General features: G+C 56.3%; 16 protein-coding genes. 5 read left to right on the plus strand and 11 right to left on the minus strand.

The genetic code is table 11. From position 1 onward, the window contains the following. The 4 genes from AC0V6L_RS13205 to AC0V6L_RS13220 are packed head-to-tail and all read left to right on the plus strand — an operon-like array spanning position 1 to position 3,189. A complete protein-coding gene (locus tag AC0V6L_RS13205) occupies positions 1–726 on the plus strand; it encodes a metallophosphoesterase family protein (RefSeq protein ID WP_486154652.1) in 726 nt (241 codons plus the stop codon). After that, a complete protein-coding gene (locus AC0V6L_RS13210; protein WP_486154653.1) occupies positions 723–1,718 on the plus strand; it encodes an ATP-grasp domain-containing protein in 996 nt (331 codons plus the stop codon). The genes AC0V6L_RS13205 and AC0V6L_RS13210 overlap by 4 nt, the downstream gene beginning before the upstream one ends. Further along, on the plus strand, positions 1,718–2,617 hold the full coding sequence (locus tag AC0V6L_RS13215; protein ID WP_486154654.1) for an NAD-dependent epimerase/dehydratase family protein: 900 nt from the start codon (positions 1,718–1,720) through the stop codon (positions 2,615–2,617). Before AC0V6L_RS13210 ends, AC0V6L_RS13215 begins: the two co-directional genes overlap by 1 nt. Further along, complete coding sequence (locus tag AC0V6L_RS13220) at positions 2,614–3,189, plus strand: sugar transferase (RefSeq protein WP_486154655.1); 576 nt, start codon at positions 2,614–2,616, stop codon at positions 3,187–3,189. The genes AC0V6L_RS13215 and AC0V6L_RS13220 overlap by 4 nt, the downstream gene beginning before the upstream one ends. An 18-nt stretch (positions 3,190–3,207) precedes the next feature. On the opposite strand, the gene rodA is transcribed toward AC0V6L_RS13220, so the two are convergent. Genes rodA through AC0V6L_RS13245 form a run of 5 tightly spaced genes read right to left on the minus strand, consistent with a single transcriptional unit; the run spans position 3,208 to position 9,026 of the window. Next, positions 3,208–4,332, minus strand: coding sequence for a rod shape-determining protein RodA (gene rodA, locus AC0V6L_RS13225; protein ID WP_486154657.1), 1,125 nt, complete (start codon positions 4,330–4,332; stop codon positions 3,208–3,210). Continuing rightward, positions 4,329–6,431, minus strand: coding sequence for a penicillin-binding protein 2 (gene mrdA, locus AC0V6L_RS13230; protein ID WP_486154658.1), 2,103 nt, complete (start codon positions 6,429–6,431; stop codon positions 4,329–4,331). Before mrdA ends, rodA begins: the two co-directional genes overlap by 4 nt. Then, positions 6,428–6,982: a rod shape-determining protein MreD gene (gene mreD / locus AC0V6L_RS13235; RefSeq protein WP_486154659.1), complete on the minus strand. Its 555-nt coding sequence runs from the start codon at positions 6,980–6,982 to the stop codon at positions 6,428–6,430. The genes mrdA and mreD overlap by 4 nt, the downstream gene beginning before the upstream one ends. Further along, positions 6,982–7,932, minus strand: a complete 951-nt coding sequence (gene mreC / locus AC0V6L_RS13240; protein ID WP_486154660.1) for a rod shape-determining protein MreC — start codon at positions 7,930–7,932, stop codon at positions 6,982–6,984. Before mreC ends, mreD begins: the two co-directional genes overlap by 1 nt. 50 nt (positions 7,933–7,982) lie before the next feature. Then, complete coding sequence (locus tag AC0V6L_RS13245) at positions 7,983–9,026, minus strand: rod shape-determining protein (RefSeq protein WP_486146064.1); 1,044 nt, start codon at positions 9,024–9,026, stop codon at positions 7,983–7,985. A 187-nt stretch (positions 9,027–9,213) separates the two neighbouring features. Between AC0V6L_RS13245 and mutL the strand changes: the two genes are divergently transcribed. Next, positions 9,214–11,079, plus strand: a complete 1,866-nt coding sequence (gene mutL, locus AC0V6L_RS13250; RefSeq protein ID WP_486154661.1) for a DNA mismatch repair endonuclease MutL — start codon at positions 9,214–9,216, stop codon at positions 11,077–11,079. Positions 11,080–11,111: 32 nt separating this feature from the next. On the opposite strand, the gene AC0V6L_RS13255 is transcribed toward mutL, so the two are convergent. From AC0V6L_RS13255 to AC0V6L_RS13280, 6 genes are all read right to left on the minus strand, one after another. Further along, the gene (locus AC0V6L_RS13255; RefSeq protein ID WP_486154663.1) at positions 11,112–11,510 is read right to left on the minus strand and encodes a response regulator; all 399 of its coding nucleotides are present in this window, start codon (positions 11,508–11,510) and stop codon (positions 11,112–11,114) included. 205 nt (positions 11,511–11,715) lie between these two features. Next, the gene (locus AC0V6L_RS13260; protein ID WP_486154664.1) at positions 11,716–12,180 is read right to left on the minus strand and encodes a response regulator; all 465 of its coding nucleotides are present in this window, start codon (positions 12,178–12,180) and stop codon (positions 11,716–11,718) included. 8 nt (positions 12,181–12,188) lie between these two features. After that, positions 12,189–14,627, minus strand: a complete 2,439-nt coding sequence (locus tag AC0V6L_RS13265; protein ID WP_486154665.1) for a PAS domain-containing protein — start codon at positions 14,625–14,627, stop codon at positions 12,189–12,191. A gap of 323 nt (positions 14,628–14,950) precedes the next feature. Continuing rightward, positions 14,951–16,051, minus strand: coding sequence for a redox-regulated ATPase YchF (gene ychF / locus AC0V6L_RS13270; RefSeq protein ID WP_486154666.1), 1,101 nt, complete (start codon positions 16,049–16,051; stop codon positions 14,951–14,953). Positions 16,052–16,257: 206 nt separating this feature from the next. Next, a complete protein-coding gene (locus AC0V6L_RS13275) occupies positions 16,258–16,416 on the minus strand; it encodes a hypothetical protein (RefSeq protein ID WP_486154667.1) in 159 nt (52 codons plus the stop codon). Positions 16,417–16,550: 134 nt separating this feature from the next. Then, entirely contained in the window at positions 16,551–16,697 is a 147-nt protein-coding gene (locus AC0V6L_RS13280) for a hypothetical protein (protein WP_486154668.1), read from the minus strand. Positions 16,698–16,911: the final 214 nt, after the last annotated feature.

Genomic DNA, 16,911 nt, shown 5'->3' on the forward strand with positions numbered 1-16,911 from the left:
ATGCGTATCGCGGTTATCTCTGATGTCCATTCGGTGGCAGCGCCTTTTCGCACTGCGTTGAAAGACGCGCGCGCCGAAGGGTTTGATCAGATGATCCTACTGGGTGATTTGTTCACCTATGGCGTGGATCCCGCTGAATGCATGGATCTTGCGATTGAAGCGATGGAGCGCGATGGTGCTTTCCTGGTCGGGGGAAACCACGAACAGCTCTATATCGATATGACCGAAAAGCGGTCTGCCTATTTTGACAAACTGCCCGACTGGATCCGCGAATCCGTCGAATGGACCTGGCGTGAATTGGGCGAGACTTGGCCTGCAAAGCTGGAATGGATCCCGGAATGGGCGTGGGGTAATGTGCTGTTCGCGCATGCCAATCCGTGGGGCTATGGTGATTGGACCTATCTGTCGAATGAGGAATTGCAGGGCGCGGCGGCGAAAACGCTGTCGGAGCGGGGCTTTCGTGCAGGGATTTTCGGCCATCTGCACCGGCCCAAATTCTTTTGTGCTGACGACGGGACACAGGTGCACGTGGTGAATTCGGTTGGCCAGCCGCGCAGCAAAACCGAACAAGGGCCATCATGGACAATGGTGAAATTGGAAAGTGGCGATCTGTCGGTCGAAACGCGTCCAATCCCCTTTGATACCGAAGACCATTGTGCCGCAATCACGGCGACCAACGGCCTTTCGGATGATACCAAATCTATGCTTTGCAGGTTCTATCAATGACAAAAATTGCGGTAACTGGCGCGGGCGCTGTTTTGGGGCAGGGGATTATCAAATCCCTCAAAATCGCCTCGCGAGAATATCAGGTGCATTGCCTTGACCCAGACCCGCGTTCGCCGGGGCTGTATTGGGGCGACAGCCACGGGCTTTTGCCGATGGCGAAAGACCCCGCTTACAAACCTGCGATTGAGGCAATGCTGGAACGGGAAAAACCCGCCGCTGTTCTCGTCGGCACGGATGTAGAGCTGGATATCTTCGCGGAGAACCGCGCAGAATGGGAGGAGCGTTTCGGCACCCATATCGTGGTTAGTTCGCCCCAGATCATTGCGATTGCCGATGACAAGCTGAAAACCGCTCGCTGGCTTGAGGCGAATGGGCTGCCTTTTCCAAAATCGGTTCCGGGTGAGGATGCAGATGCGATTGACGCTTTGGTCGCTGACATCGGCTTTCCGCTTATCGTCAAACCGCGCATAGGCGCGCGCGCTGTCGGTGTTTCGATGGTCAGCAACAGGACGGAACTCGATGCGGCGCTGGAAGGGCGTGAGGGGCTGGTGGTGCAGCAATGGGCAGGGCCTGACGATCAGGAATACACCGCTGGGGCTTTGTGTTTCGATGGCGAAGTGAAAGCCAGCATCGTCCTTCGCCGCGACCTGCGCGATGGCAACACATTCCGCGCCTATGCGGGCGAATATCCCGAATGCGAGGAATATGTCCGCAATCTGGCTCAGGCGCTGCAACCTTACGGCCCCGCAAACTTTCAATTCCGCAAAGGGCCTGACGGGGTATTCCGTCTGTTTGAGATCAACGCCCGGTATTCCGGGACTACGCCCATGCGCGCGCTGCTTGGTTTTAACGAGGTCAACATGGTGCTGGGCAAATTGCTGTTCGGCGAAGCGATCACGCAGCCCGACATTCATAAAGGCACCGTCGTCCGCTTTTTGGAAGAACAATTGCTGCCAGACGATCTGGCGCGAGAGCCAAAGGCCGGAGCGTAATGCGCATTGCGGTTACAGGCGGAACCGGCACGGTTGGCCGGGCATTTGCCGAACGCGCAGCGGCGGCGGGGCACAGCCTTGTCCTGCTGAGCCGGACCGCGCCTGATTCTCTGCCTGCCAATTGTGAATGGCAAAAATTTGATCTGACCGCGTCAGACTTCGCCTTGGGCGATGCGCTGGATGGCGCTGATTGCGCGGTGCATTTGGCCGCTTGTGTTGATACCAACCCTGGTGATGAGGCAGCCGCTGCGGCTTTGTGGAGCACCAATGTGCTGGGCACAGGCCGCTTTATCGAAGCGCTGGCCAAAGCTGGCGTGGCGCATATCGTGATGGCATCGAGCGCCAATATCTACGATCCCGATGTCGAACGCGCCGATGAAAACACTCCCATCCGCCCGCAAAGCCGCACGCTGTACCTTTCATCCAAGGCCGCGCAGGAAGCCTATGCGCGCGAGACCTGCCGCAAGCTTGGTATACCTATGGCAATCCTGCGCATTTCATCGGTCATCGGGACGGGCAATGATCTGGCGAGCAAGTTCCTTGATATCGCCATGTCGGGCAAAACTATCGCTTTGGCGAACCCGGAATATGGCGCTGATATGGTGGGCTTGGACGATGTGGCTGATGGCCTTTTGCTGGCAGCGCAGGAACACCTTGAAGGTGATTTCAACCTCTCCTCTGGCCAGCGGTACACATTGGAAGACCTCGCAGTGACAATCGCGAAAGTGTGCGCCGCGCCGGTCAATATCAACGAAAGCGGCCCGCACGGCGCGCCCGATACTGGCTTTCCCGCGATTGATTGCACGCGGCTCTCAGCGCATGGATATAAACCCGATACGCTTGAAGATGTGCTGGTCAAAATGCGCGCCAACATTTTGAACGAGGAAGGGCAAGCATGATCTCGCTTCTCACCCGGCTGCTTGCACTGATTGTGCTGCTTGCGATCCTGCCGGTGCTGCTCGTTCTGGCGGTGCTGGTTATCATTTTCCAAGGCCGCCCCGTTATGTTTCGCCAAATGCGCGCGGGCAAAAATTCTGTCCCTTTTGAGCTTATCAAGTTCCGGTCCATGCGCGACACGCGCGATGAAAAGGGTGAATTGCTGCCCGATGAGGCGCGCACGACAGGCATCGGAAAGTTCCTGCGCCGGTCGCGCATTGATGAACTGCCGGGCATTTGGAATGTCGTCACAGGCGATATGGCGATTGTCGGTCCGCGGCCTCTCCTTCCCGAAACGATCCGTGATCTGGGAGCGGCGGGGGTGAAACGCCAATCGGTGCGGCCGGGCCTGACCGGATGGTCGCAGGTGAGCGGGAACACGCTGCTGACGCTCGACCAAAAAGTCGCGCTGGACCATTGGTATATCGACAATTGCAGCTTTGCGCTCGACATTCAGATCATTGCGCGCACGGTTATCGTGATGGTTGGCGGGGAAAAGTTGAGCGCCGATGTGCCGGAAAGCACTGCTGATTAATCGGACCGGATATCGCAGTTAAGACAGGCCGCTAAGCCCGCCGCGCGGAGCATTCTGGTTCCAGCGATTGACCATCATCAGCGCGCCGATGCAGATCATATTGGTCAACATGGATGATCCCCCATGGCTCATAAACGGCAAGGGGATGCCAACGACGGGCGCAAAACCCATCACCATGAGCAGATTGACCGCGATGTAGAAAAAGATCGTCGCGCTCATGCCCGCCGCCATCAGCGCAGCAAAGCGATCCTGCGATTGCCGCGCGACGCGTAGGCCCCAGCGCAGGATGATTGTGAATATTCCAATCACGAAAATCCCGCCGAGCAGGCCCCATTCTTCCGCCATTGTGGCAAACACGAAATCGGTGTGGGGTTCAGGGAGGTACTGCAAATGGCTTTGCGAACCTTCGTTGAAGCCTTTGCCAAAAATGCCCCCCGATCCAATGGCGATCTTGGATTGCGTGATGTGATAGCCAGCGCCCAGCGGGTCCGATTCCGGGTCAAACATGGTCATGACCCGGCGCTGTTGATAGTCCTGTAGACCGAAATAAAACACCAAAGGCGCAAGCGCAGCGCCCGCAACACCAGCGCCAATAAACCAGCGCAGCGGCAATCCCGCCAGCAGCATAACCACCGCTCCGCCGAACACGATGGCAAGCGATGTGCCCAGATCAGGCTGAAGCAGAACAAACGCAACCGGCAGCATAATCAAAGCTCCCGGCAGCAATATGGCGCGCCAGGTCGCGATCATGCCCAAAGGCAGCGATGAATAGAAATGCGCCAGCGTGACCACAATCACCGGCTTCATCAATTCGGACGGTTGCAGCACCATGAACCCTAGGTTGAGCCAACGCTGGCTGCCACCGTTCACTTGGCCAACAATCTCCACCCCGATCAGCATCAGTAAGATTATGACATAAGCAGGATAGGTCATAAATTTGACGAGCGGTTTGGGCAGGACCGAAATAAACGCGGCAATGCCGAGCGCCACTCCAAAACGCATAAGATGCGAGGAAGCGAATGGCTGCATTGATCCGCCCGCGGCTGAAAACAATACGGCTGCACCAAACGCGACGAGCATAAACAGCGGGATCAACATCCCCCAGGGCTGGCGCGCTATGGGTTCTGGGACGATGGAATTCATTGCGCCGGGCCTCGCGGCGTCGGCGCTGTGTCAGCGATTGGTGTTCCCGATGCCGCCTGATCGGCGCGCGGAATGATCGCATCGTCAGCGATTTCTTCTGATTGAGAGGCCGCAAGGCGCGCTTCTGCTTCAACCATGTCGAAGATTTCTTCATCGCGGCTAGGCGGGCGGGTCACGCTTTCCCCGCGTTCGGCGGCATAAGCGGCATAGCGTTTTTCGAGCCGTTGCTGCGCCGTTCCGCCCCAGGCCCGTTCCAATTCGCGCAATTGATCGAGCCCGCGTTGCGGATCGAACATGAATGTCATCACATCGCGGGCAATCGGATAGGCTGAACCGGACCCGCCGCCATGCTCAATCACAACCGCGCCTGCATAGCGCGGATTGTCAAACGGGGCGAAGAACACGAAGAGGCCATGATCGCGGTATTTCCACGGACCGCTGCGGCCATCAGATACGCTCAAGGAAACGACCTGCGCTGTGCCTGTCTTGCCCGCAAGTTTGACGCCCGGCAAAGGCAATCGCGCACGGCGAGCAGTGCCTGCGCCATTCACCACATTGCTCATGGCTTGCCGGATATAGGCCATTTCGTCTTCGTTGAAATTATAGCTCTTGATGGTCGGTTTGGCATCGTCGATCACTAGACGAGGATTGACCACTTTTCCGGTCGCAAGCCGGGTTGCAAGCACGCCCAGTTGCAGCGGGCTGGCGAGGTAATATCCTTGCCCGATGGATGCGTTTACCGTGTCATGCGCGCGCCAGGGCTGATCGAATTTCTTCAGCTTCCAATCAGGATCGGGCACCGTGCCATAAAACTGGCTGGAGACGGGTAGGGGGTATTGCTGGCCCATGCCCATCAGCTTGGCCATATTGGCGACCTTATCAAAGCCGATAACCTGCGCGAAATGATAGAAATAGCTGTCGCAGCTTTGTGCGATGGCCTTGTCCATATCGACAACGCCATGGCTTGAGTGGCAGCGGAAAAAGCGGTTGCCGATCTGCCTGCCGCCGCCGCACACAATTGTGTCGGTGGGTTTCACCCCTTCTGCCAGGAACGCCATGCAATGCATGGGTTTGATGGTTGAGCCGGGCGGGTAGAGACCCTGAAGCACTTTGTTGCGCAGGGGCACGCGTTCGTCTTCACGCAGCATGGCGTATTCGATGCTGCCAATCCCATCGGAAAAGCTGTTGGGATCGAAACTGGGCATAGATGCCATGCAGAGCAGGTCGCCCGTCAGGCAATCCATCACGACAACCGATCCGCTTTCCAGCCCGATGCGGCGGGCGGCGTAATCCTGCAGCGGGCCATCAATCGTCAGCTTGACCGGGTCGCCTTGTTCATCATCGCGCTTTTCCAGATCGCGAACGACCCGGCCCGATGCAGTGACCTCCACGCGCCGCGCGCCGGGAATGCCGCGTAGATTGGTTTCAAACCGGCGCTCCAGCCCATCCTTGCCGATTTTGTAGCCCGGGGTGAGCAGCAGAGGATTTCTATCTTCCTCAGCGTATTGTTCGGCATCTGCCGGGCCGACATAGCCGATCAGATGCGCGACGCTGGATGCGGTGGGGTAATAGCGGGCAAAACCCTGCTGCGGGATTACGCCCTGCATATCGGGCAGGCGCACGCTGAGCGCTGCGAATTCATCAAAGTTCAAACCGCTCGCAACTTCGACCGGTTGATAGCCCTTTTGTTCGAGCACATTGCGCTTGATGTCCGCTATGCGCGCAGGCTCCAGTTTGAGCAGCTCGCCGATTTGATCGACCGTTTTTTCTGGCTCTGAGAGACGTTCAGGGATCACATCGACACGAAAATCCGCGCGATTGGTGGCAAGCGGGGAACCATTGCGGTCCAATATCCATCCACGCCGAGGCGGGATCAGCGTCAGATTGACGCGGTTGCTTTCGGATTCGAGCCGATATTTCTCATTCTCAGCAATCGCGAGATAGCCCATCCGCCCCGCCAGCAGCACGGCGATGCCGCCCTGAAACGTGCCAAGCATGACCGCCCGGCGATCAAAGGCATTTTTGAGCGTTGATGCGTTGACGATTTTTGAGGGGCGCCGCTTTGCCTGACCGCTGCGCCATTTCTTCCAGTTTATCACCCCACCCTCCGCGAACGGGCAAGGCGAAAGCGATCAAGCCGCGCGATGATGCGGGCAAGGATTGGATAAAACAGAACGGAGAAGACGATTTGAGGCACTGCTGAAAATAAATGGAAAGGGGTCACATTGCCCCCTGATACTACAATAGCGGACAGAACATAACCGATAATGGCAAGCGTCGCGGCGAACCAATCCTGCCAGAAACCGCGCCAGGGAAAGCGGCTTTCGATGATTTCCAGCATGATCATTGTGATCGACCAAAGGAATATGGCACTGCCAAATGGCTGGCCGCTGAACAGATCATCAAATGCGCCCAGCGGCACGCCGACCCAAATTGGCAAAAGGCCGGGCCGCATAATCCGCCATGCAATCAGCATCAAAAAACCCATCGGCGGAAAAGTGGGCATCACAATCGCCAGAAAAAGCACAGGTAGAAAGCTTGCCATCATGATCGAGGCATAGGGCACCATAAGCGCACGCCACGGCGATTGTTCGTGATTGATGCGGTTCTGAAAGCGATCTGCGCGCGATATTGGGCTGAGGCGGGCCATTATTCTGCCGGGGTTTCAGCGCCTGCGGGCAGGTTGATTTGCGGGGTATCGCTCAACACATCATCGCTCAGCGGTTCCTCAATCGGGATCTGCGATGCGGCGACGCCTTCGGGTTCATAGATGGGTTCAACCGAGACAAAGTCCGTCGCTGCCGGATCAGCAATCAATTGCGCAAGACCGCCATCAGGCAGAATTTCGCTCATAATCGCGACGGCGACGCCGGGACGGTAATAGCCGCCGGCCCCTGATGTTACGAAGACATCGCCTTTTTCAAACGGGTTCAAACCCAAATTGATAAGCCGAATGCGCAAGAGGCCATCCCCGCGCCCTTCGGCAAAAGCGACATTGTCATCGGATGTGCGGCGCACAGGCACGATGCTCTCGCTATCGGTAAGCAGTAGGACGCGTGACGAACCGCGCGCCACTTCGAGCACTCTGCCCACCACGCCGCGCGGGGATCGCACGGGCATGCCAACCTCGATTCCCTGATTGCGGCCTGCACTAATTGTGGCAAAGCGGCGGCTGCTCGATGCGCTGGACCCGATCAGCCTGGTCACCGCGACAGGTTCAATTTCGCTGTCAGCCAGTGCGATGAGCGAACGCAGCCGCTCATTCTCTTGCTCCAGCGCTTCTGCCTCTGCCAATTTGATCCGCGCCAGTTCAACTTCTTCGCGCAAGGCCGCGTTTTGATCCGCTGCTTCGAAATAGCCTGAAAGGTATTCCCACCAGTCGGTCGTCTCATCGCGCACAACGGCCGTTGCAACACCAGCAGGCGCGGTCACATCCTGCGCTGCGCCGCGCAAAGGTGCAAAGCTGGCGGGTTGCCACATGGACAAAATCAAGAGGGCAAGACCAATCAGCGCCCCAAGCGAGGCGAGAACATAGCCAGTAAAGACTGAATATTGCGCCTTCTTCGAAAAGCCCGATCGGCGCGATGATGGCGACGCCATGGCTTGCCTTTGTCCTTTTTTCCGTCTTGCGAGCGACCCTTATAGGAGGTTTACGCAGTCATCAAAACGCCGCGATAGATCGGGTCTTCCATCGCCCGGCCCGTACCAATCGCAACGCAGGTGAGGGGGTCTTCGGCGATAGAGACGGGCAGGCCTGTCTCTTCGCGCAAATGTTCATCCAACCGGCGGATCAGCGCGCCGCCGCCGGTGAGCACGATGCCTTGATCGACAATGTCAGCGGCGAGTTCGGGAGCCGTGTTTTCAAGCGCGATGCGCACACCTTCGACGATCGCGCCGATGGGTTCGGACAAAGCCTCTGCCACATGCGCCTGATTGATGGTGATTTCCTTGGGCACGCCGTTGACCAGATCGCGGCCTTTCAATGTGATGCTTTCGCCCGCGCCGTCTTCGGGAACGACGGCGATGCCGTAATCCTTCTTGATGCGTTCAGCGGTTGCATCACCGATCAGCAGGTTGTGGTGCCGGCGGACATAGGAGACGATTGCCTCGTCCATCTTATCGCCGCCCGTGCGCACCGATGTGGTGTAGGCCAGACCGCGCAGCGACAGAACGGCGACCTCTGTCGTGCCGCCACCAATATCGACGACCATCGATCCCACGGGCTCTGTCACAGGCATATCGGCACCGATTGCGGCCGCCATGGGTTCAAGGATCAGGTGAACTTCCGATGCGCCAGCGTTGGAGGCCGCATCGCGAATGGCGCGTTTTTCGACCGAAGTTGAGCCTGAGGGCACGCAGATCACGATTTCAGGATAGCGGAACAGGTTGCGCTTTCCGTGCACTTTGCGGATGAAATGTTTGATCATTTCCTCGGCGATTTCGATATCTGCAATCACGCCATCGCGTAAGGGGCGGATCGCTTCGATGGTGTCGGGTGTCTTGCCCATCATCATCTTGGCATCATCGCCCACCGCTTTGACGCGCTTGATCCCATTGATCGTCTCAATCGCGACGACAGAGGGTTCGTTGAGGATAATGCCCTGGTCCTGCACATAGACCAGCGTGTTGGCTGTCCCCAGATCGATCGCCATATTCTGCGACCCGAATTTAAACAGATTCGAAAAGAAGCTCATTGCGTTTGTATTCCACGGCTGCCGGGCGTGACTTGCAGACCCCCTGCAAGGTTTCGTGCCCCGATTAATGCAACATCTTTCGCGCCTAGCGAATCCAGTGCCAAAAGGCCAAAATTTTGTTGACGAGACGCCAATTTATTCACGGCAACCCTCGAAACCGGGTCAGATCGCGGCTAGTTTGCGACCAATGATTGGTAATACCCCCCATATCCGCCGTCTTCCGCCCGGTCTGGTGAACCGAATTGCGGCAGGCGAAGTGGTCGAACGCCCTGCCGCTGCGCTCAAAGAGCTGGTGGAGAACGCGATTGACGCTGGTTCTTCGCGAATCGCTATCGCTCTAAAAGGGGGCGGGCTGGGGTCGCTGGAAGTCACCGATAATGGTTGTGGGATGGGACCAGATGATATTGCCTTGGCGCTGGAACGCCATGCGACATCCAAACTGCCCGATGAAGCGATTGAAATGGTCACCTCGCTGGGTTTCCGGGGCGAAGCCTTGCCTTCGATCGCCAGCGTTGCCGAAGTGACCATCGAAAGCCGCCCGCATGATGCGGACACGGGCTGGCGATGCCGGATAGATCATGGCGAAATCGTCGATCAAGGCCCGGCGGCATTGCCTCCGGGAACGCGAGTGAGGGTGGAAAACCTGTTTGGCAAAGTGCCCGCGCGGCGCAAGTTTCTGCGCACCGAACGCAGCGAGCATATTGCGAGCCTCGATTGCGTGCGCCGCCTCGCAATGGCGCGGCCCGATATCGCCTTCACCTTGACGAACGAAGTATCGGGCAAGGTCCGCAAAGTTCTCACAACGCAGGGTCAGGACGATCTTGCGTCGCGTGTTGCGCAGATTGTCGCGCGCGAGCTGAAAGACAATTCGGTCGCCATTGATCTTGAACGCGGCGGGCCAAGCGGCATCATGCGGCTGACCGGGATTGCCGGATTGCCAACCTACAATCGCGGGATTGCCGATCACCAATACCTGTTCGTCAATGGCCGTCCGGTGAAAGACAGATTGCTGACAGGCGCGGTGCGGGGCGCGTACTCTGATATGCTCGCGCGGGATCGGCACGCTGTGCTGGCGCTGTTTCTGGATATTGCGCCGCAGGATGTGGATGTGAATGTCCATCCGGCTAAGACCGAGGTCCGCTTTCGCGATGCGAGCGGGGTGCGCGGATTTATCGTTTCGGGCTTGCGGCAGGCTTTGGCGACGGGCGATCAGCGCTCTGCCCAAGGGCCGGACCGCGCGGCGATGGGGCGCTGGCAAGCGGAACCGGTTGTGCCGGCTCCCGAAGCCGCACCTGCGCTGCGCTCTATCTTTGAAGGTCGCGATTGGTCTGCTTCTTCAGGGCAGGTCGCAGAGCCGCGAGTGGATTGGAACAGCGCTGCCGAAGGGCAAAGCGATCAGGCGCTTCCTCAGGGGCGGGCAGAGCAGGCGGAACCTTTGCCTCAGGGTGCTGCGCAATATCCGCTGGGGATTGCGCGCGGACAGGTGGCGAACACTTACATCATCGCCGAAAGCGCCGACGGTCTGGTTCTGGTCGATCAACACGCCGCGCATGAACGCCTTGTGCTGGAAAGGCTGAAAGCGTCTGGCGCTGCTGAGGCCGCGCAACGCTCGCAGGCTTTGCTCGTGCCTGACGTCGTCGAGATGGACGAGGTTGATTGCGACCGCCTCGAAGAAGCCGCTGACGGCCTTGCGCGGTATGGATTGTCGGTTGAACGGTTTGGCCCGGCTGCAATGTTGGTGCGCGCTGTGCCCGCCGCTATTGCCAAAGCGGACAGCGCAAAATTGCTGCGCGACCTTGCTGACGATATTGCCAAACACGGCCCCCAATCTGACAGCGGCGCCTTGTTACTTGCTGAAAGACTGGACTATGTCCTCGCCACCATGGCCTGCCACGGATCGATTCGGGCCGGGCGAGTGTTGAGCGTGGCGGAAATGAACGCGCTGCTGCGCGAAATGGAAGCCACTCCGCGATCAGGCCAATGCAATCATGGCCGGCCCACTTGGGTCAAACTCAGCATGGACGATGTGGAAAAGCTTTTCGGCCGGCATTGAAGCCAAACCGGACGGGTTCTTTCCGCCAACCCTCACAAATAGGTGCGCACCAATTCAATCAGTTCGGTAGGCTTGATAGGTTTTGCCAGCGTTTTGTCCGCGCCCATTGTCATGGCTGTTGAAATTGCCTGATATTGATCGGTTGCAAAAGAGCCGCTGATCGCAATCACAGGAGCAGGGTGACCGAGAATTTTCTTGAGCGTCGAGATGAGTTTAATCCCGCCATCCTGCAAAAAGTGCCCGTCTTTTTTGATCAACAGATCGGAGATAACGAGGTCCACATCATTGGCTTCGATATGGTCAAGCGCGCTTGTTGCATCGACATGGAGCGTTACGATAAACCCTTCCTCTTCTAGAGACCATTTCAGGAGCGGGCCAAATTCGACGTCGTCTTCGAGAATGAGAATCGTTTTAGCTTTGTTTTTCGCCACGAATACGCTCCTCGGTCAGGCCATTTGTGTTCGAGCATCATTTCAGGTCTGGTCAAGACATTCATCACGAAACACACTTTCAAATCGTCGTGAGATATCGTGCAAGATGCGAGGTTATCTCACGCTAACAAAACCCGCTGTCACGCCTGAATCATGACGGCCGGCTTGAGCACAGGTTAATACGCGTGAATACCTAAGCGCTTTCTTAATGCGCGGTTTTGGGCGGGCCTGCGCGACCTTCAGAAGAAGCCTGCGGCGGCTTTTCGTTACCCACGATAAGCCCAGCTATCGTTTCTGAAAACGCAGCAAGGTCAATAGGCTTCACAAAATGCTCATCGCTTTTTGCAGGTGTTCCAGGCTGATTTTCTGTAAGATTGGACAAAACGGCGTCCATTTCCACGCCCGACATCGACACAATCGGAAGATCAATTGATCCCCCGTGATCGCCATTGCGAACCGCAGTAATAAGATCCAGCCCTTGTGCCTCGTCATTGTCTTCGCCGCCATACATGTCCGTTATAAGCAGATCGAAATCGCTTTGCTCTTGCAGCTGTTTTAAGGCCTCGGCTCCTGTGTGAGCCACTTGGACCTCATGGCCGTCCAGCTCCAACCAATCTGAGAGCATCATGGACTGCAGTGTGCAGTCTTCCATCACCAAGATCTTCGCCATGATTTGCCTTACTTTTTCGCCCTGTCGAGCACGGATCTGATTTGTTTCGAGGTCATGGTTGGAGAAGATGGTTTGGGCAGCAGCGGCGCGATAACATCGCCCATTTCTTCATCGGTGAAACCTGTGTACCCCGACATGTAAATGATCGGGATATCGGGAATGATTTCGCGTGCATTGCGGGCCAGTTCAAAACCGCCAATCCCGCCCGGCATGACAACATCCGTCAGGATCAAATCGGGCCGTGCGCCGTCCCTCAACACGGCAAGCGCTGCTCTTCCGTTGGGTATTCTAAGAACGTTGTAATTCAGCTCTTTCAACAACTCGGCCATCTGCTCGAGCAGATATTCTTCATCCTCCACGAGCATAATTGTCTCGCCAGAACCCAGAGTAAGCGGATCAAGTTCGGTGGGCTTTTCCAGCCCGATATCGCGAGATCCGCGCGGTAAATACAGCTTGACGGCGGTGCCTTCGCCTTCCTCTGTGTAGATGCGCAGGTCACCATTGGCCTGCTGGACAAAGCCATAAACCATCGACAGGCCCAGCCCGGTTCCTGAATTGACGCCTTTGGTGGTGAAGAAAGGATCAAGGGCGCGGCTTGCAACGGCTTTGGTCATGCCGGGGCCGTTATCGGAAACCGAAACCTCTATATATCGGCGTGAATGCCCGGCCTTGGCATCGCCATCGGGAACTTCAGGATACTCTTCCGGTTCGCCAGATTGTTGCTCGCCGTCTTTCGATTTTTCCGTGGGCAGTGCATCTATTGCGCGCGAGTCGATCCGGATCAGATTGCCCTTGTTGTGCTGCATGATCGCATCGCGGCTGTTGAGTATCAGATTGAGAATGGCGTTCTGCAATTGGCCTGAATCGCAATACACCAGATAGTCTTCATCCGCTTCGGCAAATTCGACCGCCAAAGATGCTTCGATTGCAGGGCCAACCAGCTCTCGCACATCAGACAGAACCTCACGCAAGGGATGGGCGGCCGCGCGAGAGGGCTGTTTCTTGGCAAACGCCAATAGGCGATTGGTCAAATCTGACCCGCGAGTGATCGATTTTAGCGCCGCTGCGACGGATCGCTGACTTCGCTCGCTCAGGTCATCGCGTCGGATCAGTTCGAGAGCATATTGCATCGTGTTGAGCAGATTGTTGAAATCATGCGCGATCCCGCCTGTTAGCTGGCCTAGAGCATCAAGCCGTGACTGGCGTTCTATATGCTGCCGGTTGCGTTCCGCCTCGGATACGTCATCAAGTACGATCACTGTCCGTAAGGCAGTGCTTGCGCTTTTCACTTCAGATGAGGTCACGCGCACATATCGACTTTCGGACGATGACCTGCGGGTCATCAAATGCACTTCGCCACCAATGGCATGTCCGATCAGCGCCCGCGCAATGGGATCGTGTGAGGATTCCAGCGGCTGCATATCGGCAGGATCAAGGAATTCGATATCATCCGGCCAGGCAAACGGAGTTTCGGTGGACTTACCGCCGAGCATTTGACGTGCAGCGTTGTTTATCATCAACACTTGCTTGTCGTTATCGAGACCAATGATCGCGCCGGTAACGGTTTCAAACACGGTGTTGAGCAATGCGATGGAAAGCTCATTGTCTTTGCGCGCTTCGACCAGTTCAGTGATGTCCCTGCCGATGCCAAGCACGAACGGTTCGCCATCTTCGTCTTCAAATCTCGCTTTCTTAGTGAAAAGAACGCGGCGTTGTCCGTCCGGGAAGGTGATGTCTTCCTCAGTTTCAGAAAAGCCAGCTTCAAATGCGATTCTGTCTTGTCTTAGAAATTGTTCTCGTTCCTCCTCGTCATATTGTTCGATTGTGGTGGAACCGATGACAGTCGCGCGCACGTCGCTTGGATAGACGTTGAGGAAATTCTCATTGGCTTTGATGATTTTGAAATCTTGGTCTTTAACAAACACCATATCGGGGATGTGATCGAGCATCAGATCTTGAAAGGTGACCGCTGAACGAAGCTGTTCTTCTGCCTTGTGGGCAGCGGTTACATCGCGTGCCAAAGCAAGCAGATAAGGTGTCCCGTCTTGCGTTTCGAACCGAATTTTCTTGGTGTGATATCTACGGGGTTCTTGGCCGGCGACCGTAACAATCTCTGTCGTCTCTGAATGCCCGTTTTCAAAAGCCTCACGGTCTTTGGCCTGAAAGGCCTCGACGTCCTGAGGCGCGATCTCTTCAGCGCCAGTGGAACCCAACACGGTTTGACGCATGTCCTCGGGAAACAAATCAAAGAAAGCTGCATTGCCTTGAATATGGCGGAACTGCGCATCCTTAATAAACACGACATCTGGAATGCTATGCAGAACGAGGCTCAGAAAGTCGCGCGCCTCCGCAGCACTCATGCGTTCTGTTATCGAGAGAAACTTCACATGATCATTAAACGCGCCGCTTGCTTCGTTATCTTCGTCGGAACCTGTTTCGTCACTCACCAATCAAGCCCCACAAAACATCGCGGATAACCGATTTACCCTTGTAGTCGTATGTATTGTTAGCGCAATAGGACTTACATGTTTTACAACACATAAAGATTTTGCGGAGGATTTGAGGTCGCAGTGTGTTACCTCCACCCAAAATCCCCTTAGTTCAAGTAAATCAATTGCTTTTGAGGTGCAGCATTTGGTGAAGCAGTGGTAGATCTGTTGTATTTTTACTGACTCATGAAGAACAAGCGTTGGGCGCAAACGACCGTACACGCTTACTCAGCCCTCGTTCCGATGTTCAATCCGAGGAATATACATATGATTCAATCTTATCACACATTGAACTTGAACAGCATCACATCCCCATCCTGAACGTCGTAATCCTTGCCTTCCTGGCGTAGTTTACCCGCATCGCGTGCAGGGGCTTCACCGCCGAGCGCCACGTAATCGTCAAAAGCGATCGTTTCTGCGCGGATAAACCCTCGTTCAAAATCCGTGTGAATTTCGCCGGCGGCTTGCGGGGCTTTTGCACCTTTGGGAAAAGTCCAGGCGCGCGATTCCTTGGGGCCAGCGGTGAAGAAGGTTTGCAAGCCAAGCAAAGTGTAGCCCGCGCGGATGACGCGGGCGAGGCCGCTTTCTTCAAGGCCCAATTCTGCCAGAAATTCGCCGCGGTCTTCTGCCGGCATTTCTACCAATTCCGCTTCGATTGCGGCGGAGACGACGACTGCCTGCGCGCCTTCGGCTTCGGCTTTGGCGAAGACTTTGGCGGACATGGCATTGCCTTTGGCCGCATCTTCCTCAGCAACGTTGCAAACATACAGGACGGGTTTGGCGGTGAGCAATTGCGCCTGAGCAAACATGCGCGCTTCTTCGTCATCCTTGGGTTCGGTTAGGCGGGCGGGCTTGCCATCTTTCAAGAGGTCCAACGCCTGACCCAGCACGCTTGCGAGGATCTTGGCTTCCTTGTCGCCGCTGGTGGCTCGTTTTTGAGCGTTGGGCACGCGTTTCTCTAGGCTTTCCAGATCAGCAAGCATCAATTCGGTTTCGACCACTTCGGCGTCTGCGATGGGATCAACCGTATTGGCGACATGTTGAATGTCGTCATCTTCGAAACAGCGCAGCACATGCACGATGGCATCAACCTCGCGGATATTGCCGAGGAACTGGTTGCCCAATCCTTCGCCTTGGCTGGCCCCTGCGACCAATCCGGCGATATCGACAAAGGCCAGTTGCGTCGCGACAACCTTGGCGCTTTTCGCAATTGCCGCGATTTGGTCGAGCCGTTCATCAGGCACCGCGACCTGGCCCACATTGGGTTCAATCGTGCAAAACGGATAGTTTGCCGCCTGCGCCGATTGCGTTTCTGTAAGCGCGTTGAACAAAGTTGATTTGCCGACATTGGGCAGGCCGACAATTCCGCAACGAAAGCCCATGTGAGATGATCCTTGAGTGCATCGGCGTTGCCTGATTGGCGGGTGCCAATGGCTGTGCCTGGATAGGTTGCTGCCTCTTTGAGATTTGTTTGCCGCCCGTCAAGCGTAAGGGCCAATGTTGCGTGCACGCAATGCGCACAAAAAGAGGGCGTGCCTCACGACCACTATGCAAGGCACGCCCTTCAGGCAACAACTTGTGAACACGCTTAGTCGGCGGAGTTGTCCTGGTGCAGGTCTTGGACTTTCGATCCAATCTGATCGATGACAGAGCCGATTGAGGACAGGTCTTTGGCAGCCGTGGGCGCGCCAGCCAAGCACACGGCCATAACCGTCAGCACCAGCGGCATGATAACATCTTTACGCATAGTTCCCCCGTGGATCGTCATATGCGATCCGTTAATCCGCGTTAACCACAGGCCTGTGACTTTTCCAAGTCAACGCGCTGGTCCGCTTTGCACCGTTCCTTTTTGGGTCAGTTTTCGTGGCTCACGCAGCGGCTTCAGCCTTGCGCGGCGTTGTCCAATGCGGCGATTTCGCTGGCGGTGTCGCCGTCGTCCGATCCGAATACTTCGCTACGGTCAGGAAAGATCGTCATGCCGATGACCATGACGGTGAAAATGGCGGGAAGGATGAATTCGCGGCTCATGTGAACAATAACCCCTAAAGCAATTGGTTAAAAACCAGTTCGTTATTGATTTTTAACTAATGGAGGCTGGGCGCGCTGTCCCGCGCGAAACGGGGGCTGTGCCGCATCGGATCAGAATTTCTGTGCGGGTTATTCCGGTTAACCATCAAAGCGATTTGGTTAACGGAAGAGCGCAGCGGGGAAGGGGCAGGCCGGCTTGCTGCCTGCCTTTGGG

Source organism: Erythrobacter sp. JB1-15 (assembly GCF_057365035.1).

Bases quoted from the DNA above. Each gene is read 5' to 3' on its own strand.
- ychF (WP_486154666.1), bottom strand. From the start codon at position 16,051: ATGGGCTTTCGTTGCGGAATTGTCGGCCTGCCCAATGTCGGCAAATCA.
- AC0V6L_RS13215 (WP_486154654.1), top strand. From the start codon at position 1,718: ATGCGCATTGCGGTTACAGGCGGAACCGGCACGGTTGGCCGGGCATTT.
- AC0V6L_RS13245 (WP_486146064.1), bottom strand. From the start codon at position 9,026: ATGAGCTTCTTTTCGAATCTGTTTAAATTCGGGTCGCAGAATATGGCG.
- AC0V6L_RS13205 (WP_486154652.1), top strand. From the start codon at position 1: ATGCGTATCGCGGTTATCTCTGATGTCCATTCGGTGGCAGCGCCTTTT.
- AC0V6L_RS13275 (WP_486154667.1), bottom strand. From the start codon at position 16,416: ATGCGTAAAGATGTTATCATGCCGCTGGTGCTGACGGTTATGGCCGTG.
- AC0V6L_RS13220 (WP_486154655.1), top strand. From the start codon at position 2,614: ATGATCTCGCTTCTCACCCGGCTGCTTGCACTGATTGTGCTGCTTGCG.
- rodA (WP_486154657.1), bottom strand. From the start codon at position 4,332: ATGAATTCCATCGTCCCAGAACCCATAGCGCGCCAGCCCTGGGGGATG.
- mutL (WP_486154661.1), top strand. From the start codon at position 9,214: ATGATTGGTAATACCCCCCATATCCGCCGTCTTCCGCCCGGTCTGGTG.
- AC0V6L_RS13260 (WP_486154664.1), bottom strand. From the start codon at position 12,180: ATGGCGAAGATCTTGGTGATGGAAGACTGCACACTGCAGTCCATGATG.
- mreD (WP_486154659.1), bottom strand. From the start codon at position 6,982: ATGGCCCGCCTCAGCCCAATATCGCGCGCAGATCGCTTTCAGAACCGC.
- mreC (WP_486154660.1), bottom strand. From the start codon at position 7,932: ATGGCGTCGCCATCATCGCGCCGATCGGGCTTTTCGAAGAAGGCGCAA.
- AC0V6L_RS13210 (WP_486154653.1), top strand. From the start codon at position 723: ATGACAAAAATTGCGGTAACTGGCGCGGGCGCTGTTTTGGGGCAGGGG.
- AC0V6L_RS13280 (WP_486154668.1), bottom strand. From the start codon at position 16,697: ATGAGCCGCGAATTCATCCTTCCCGCCATTTTCACCGTCATGGTCATC.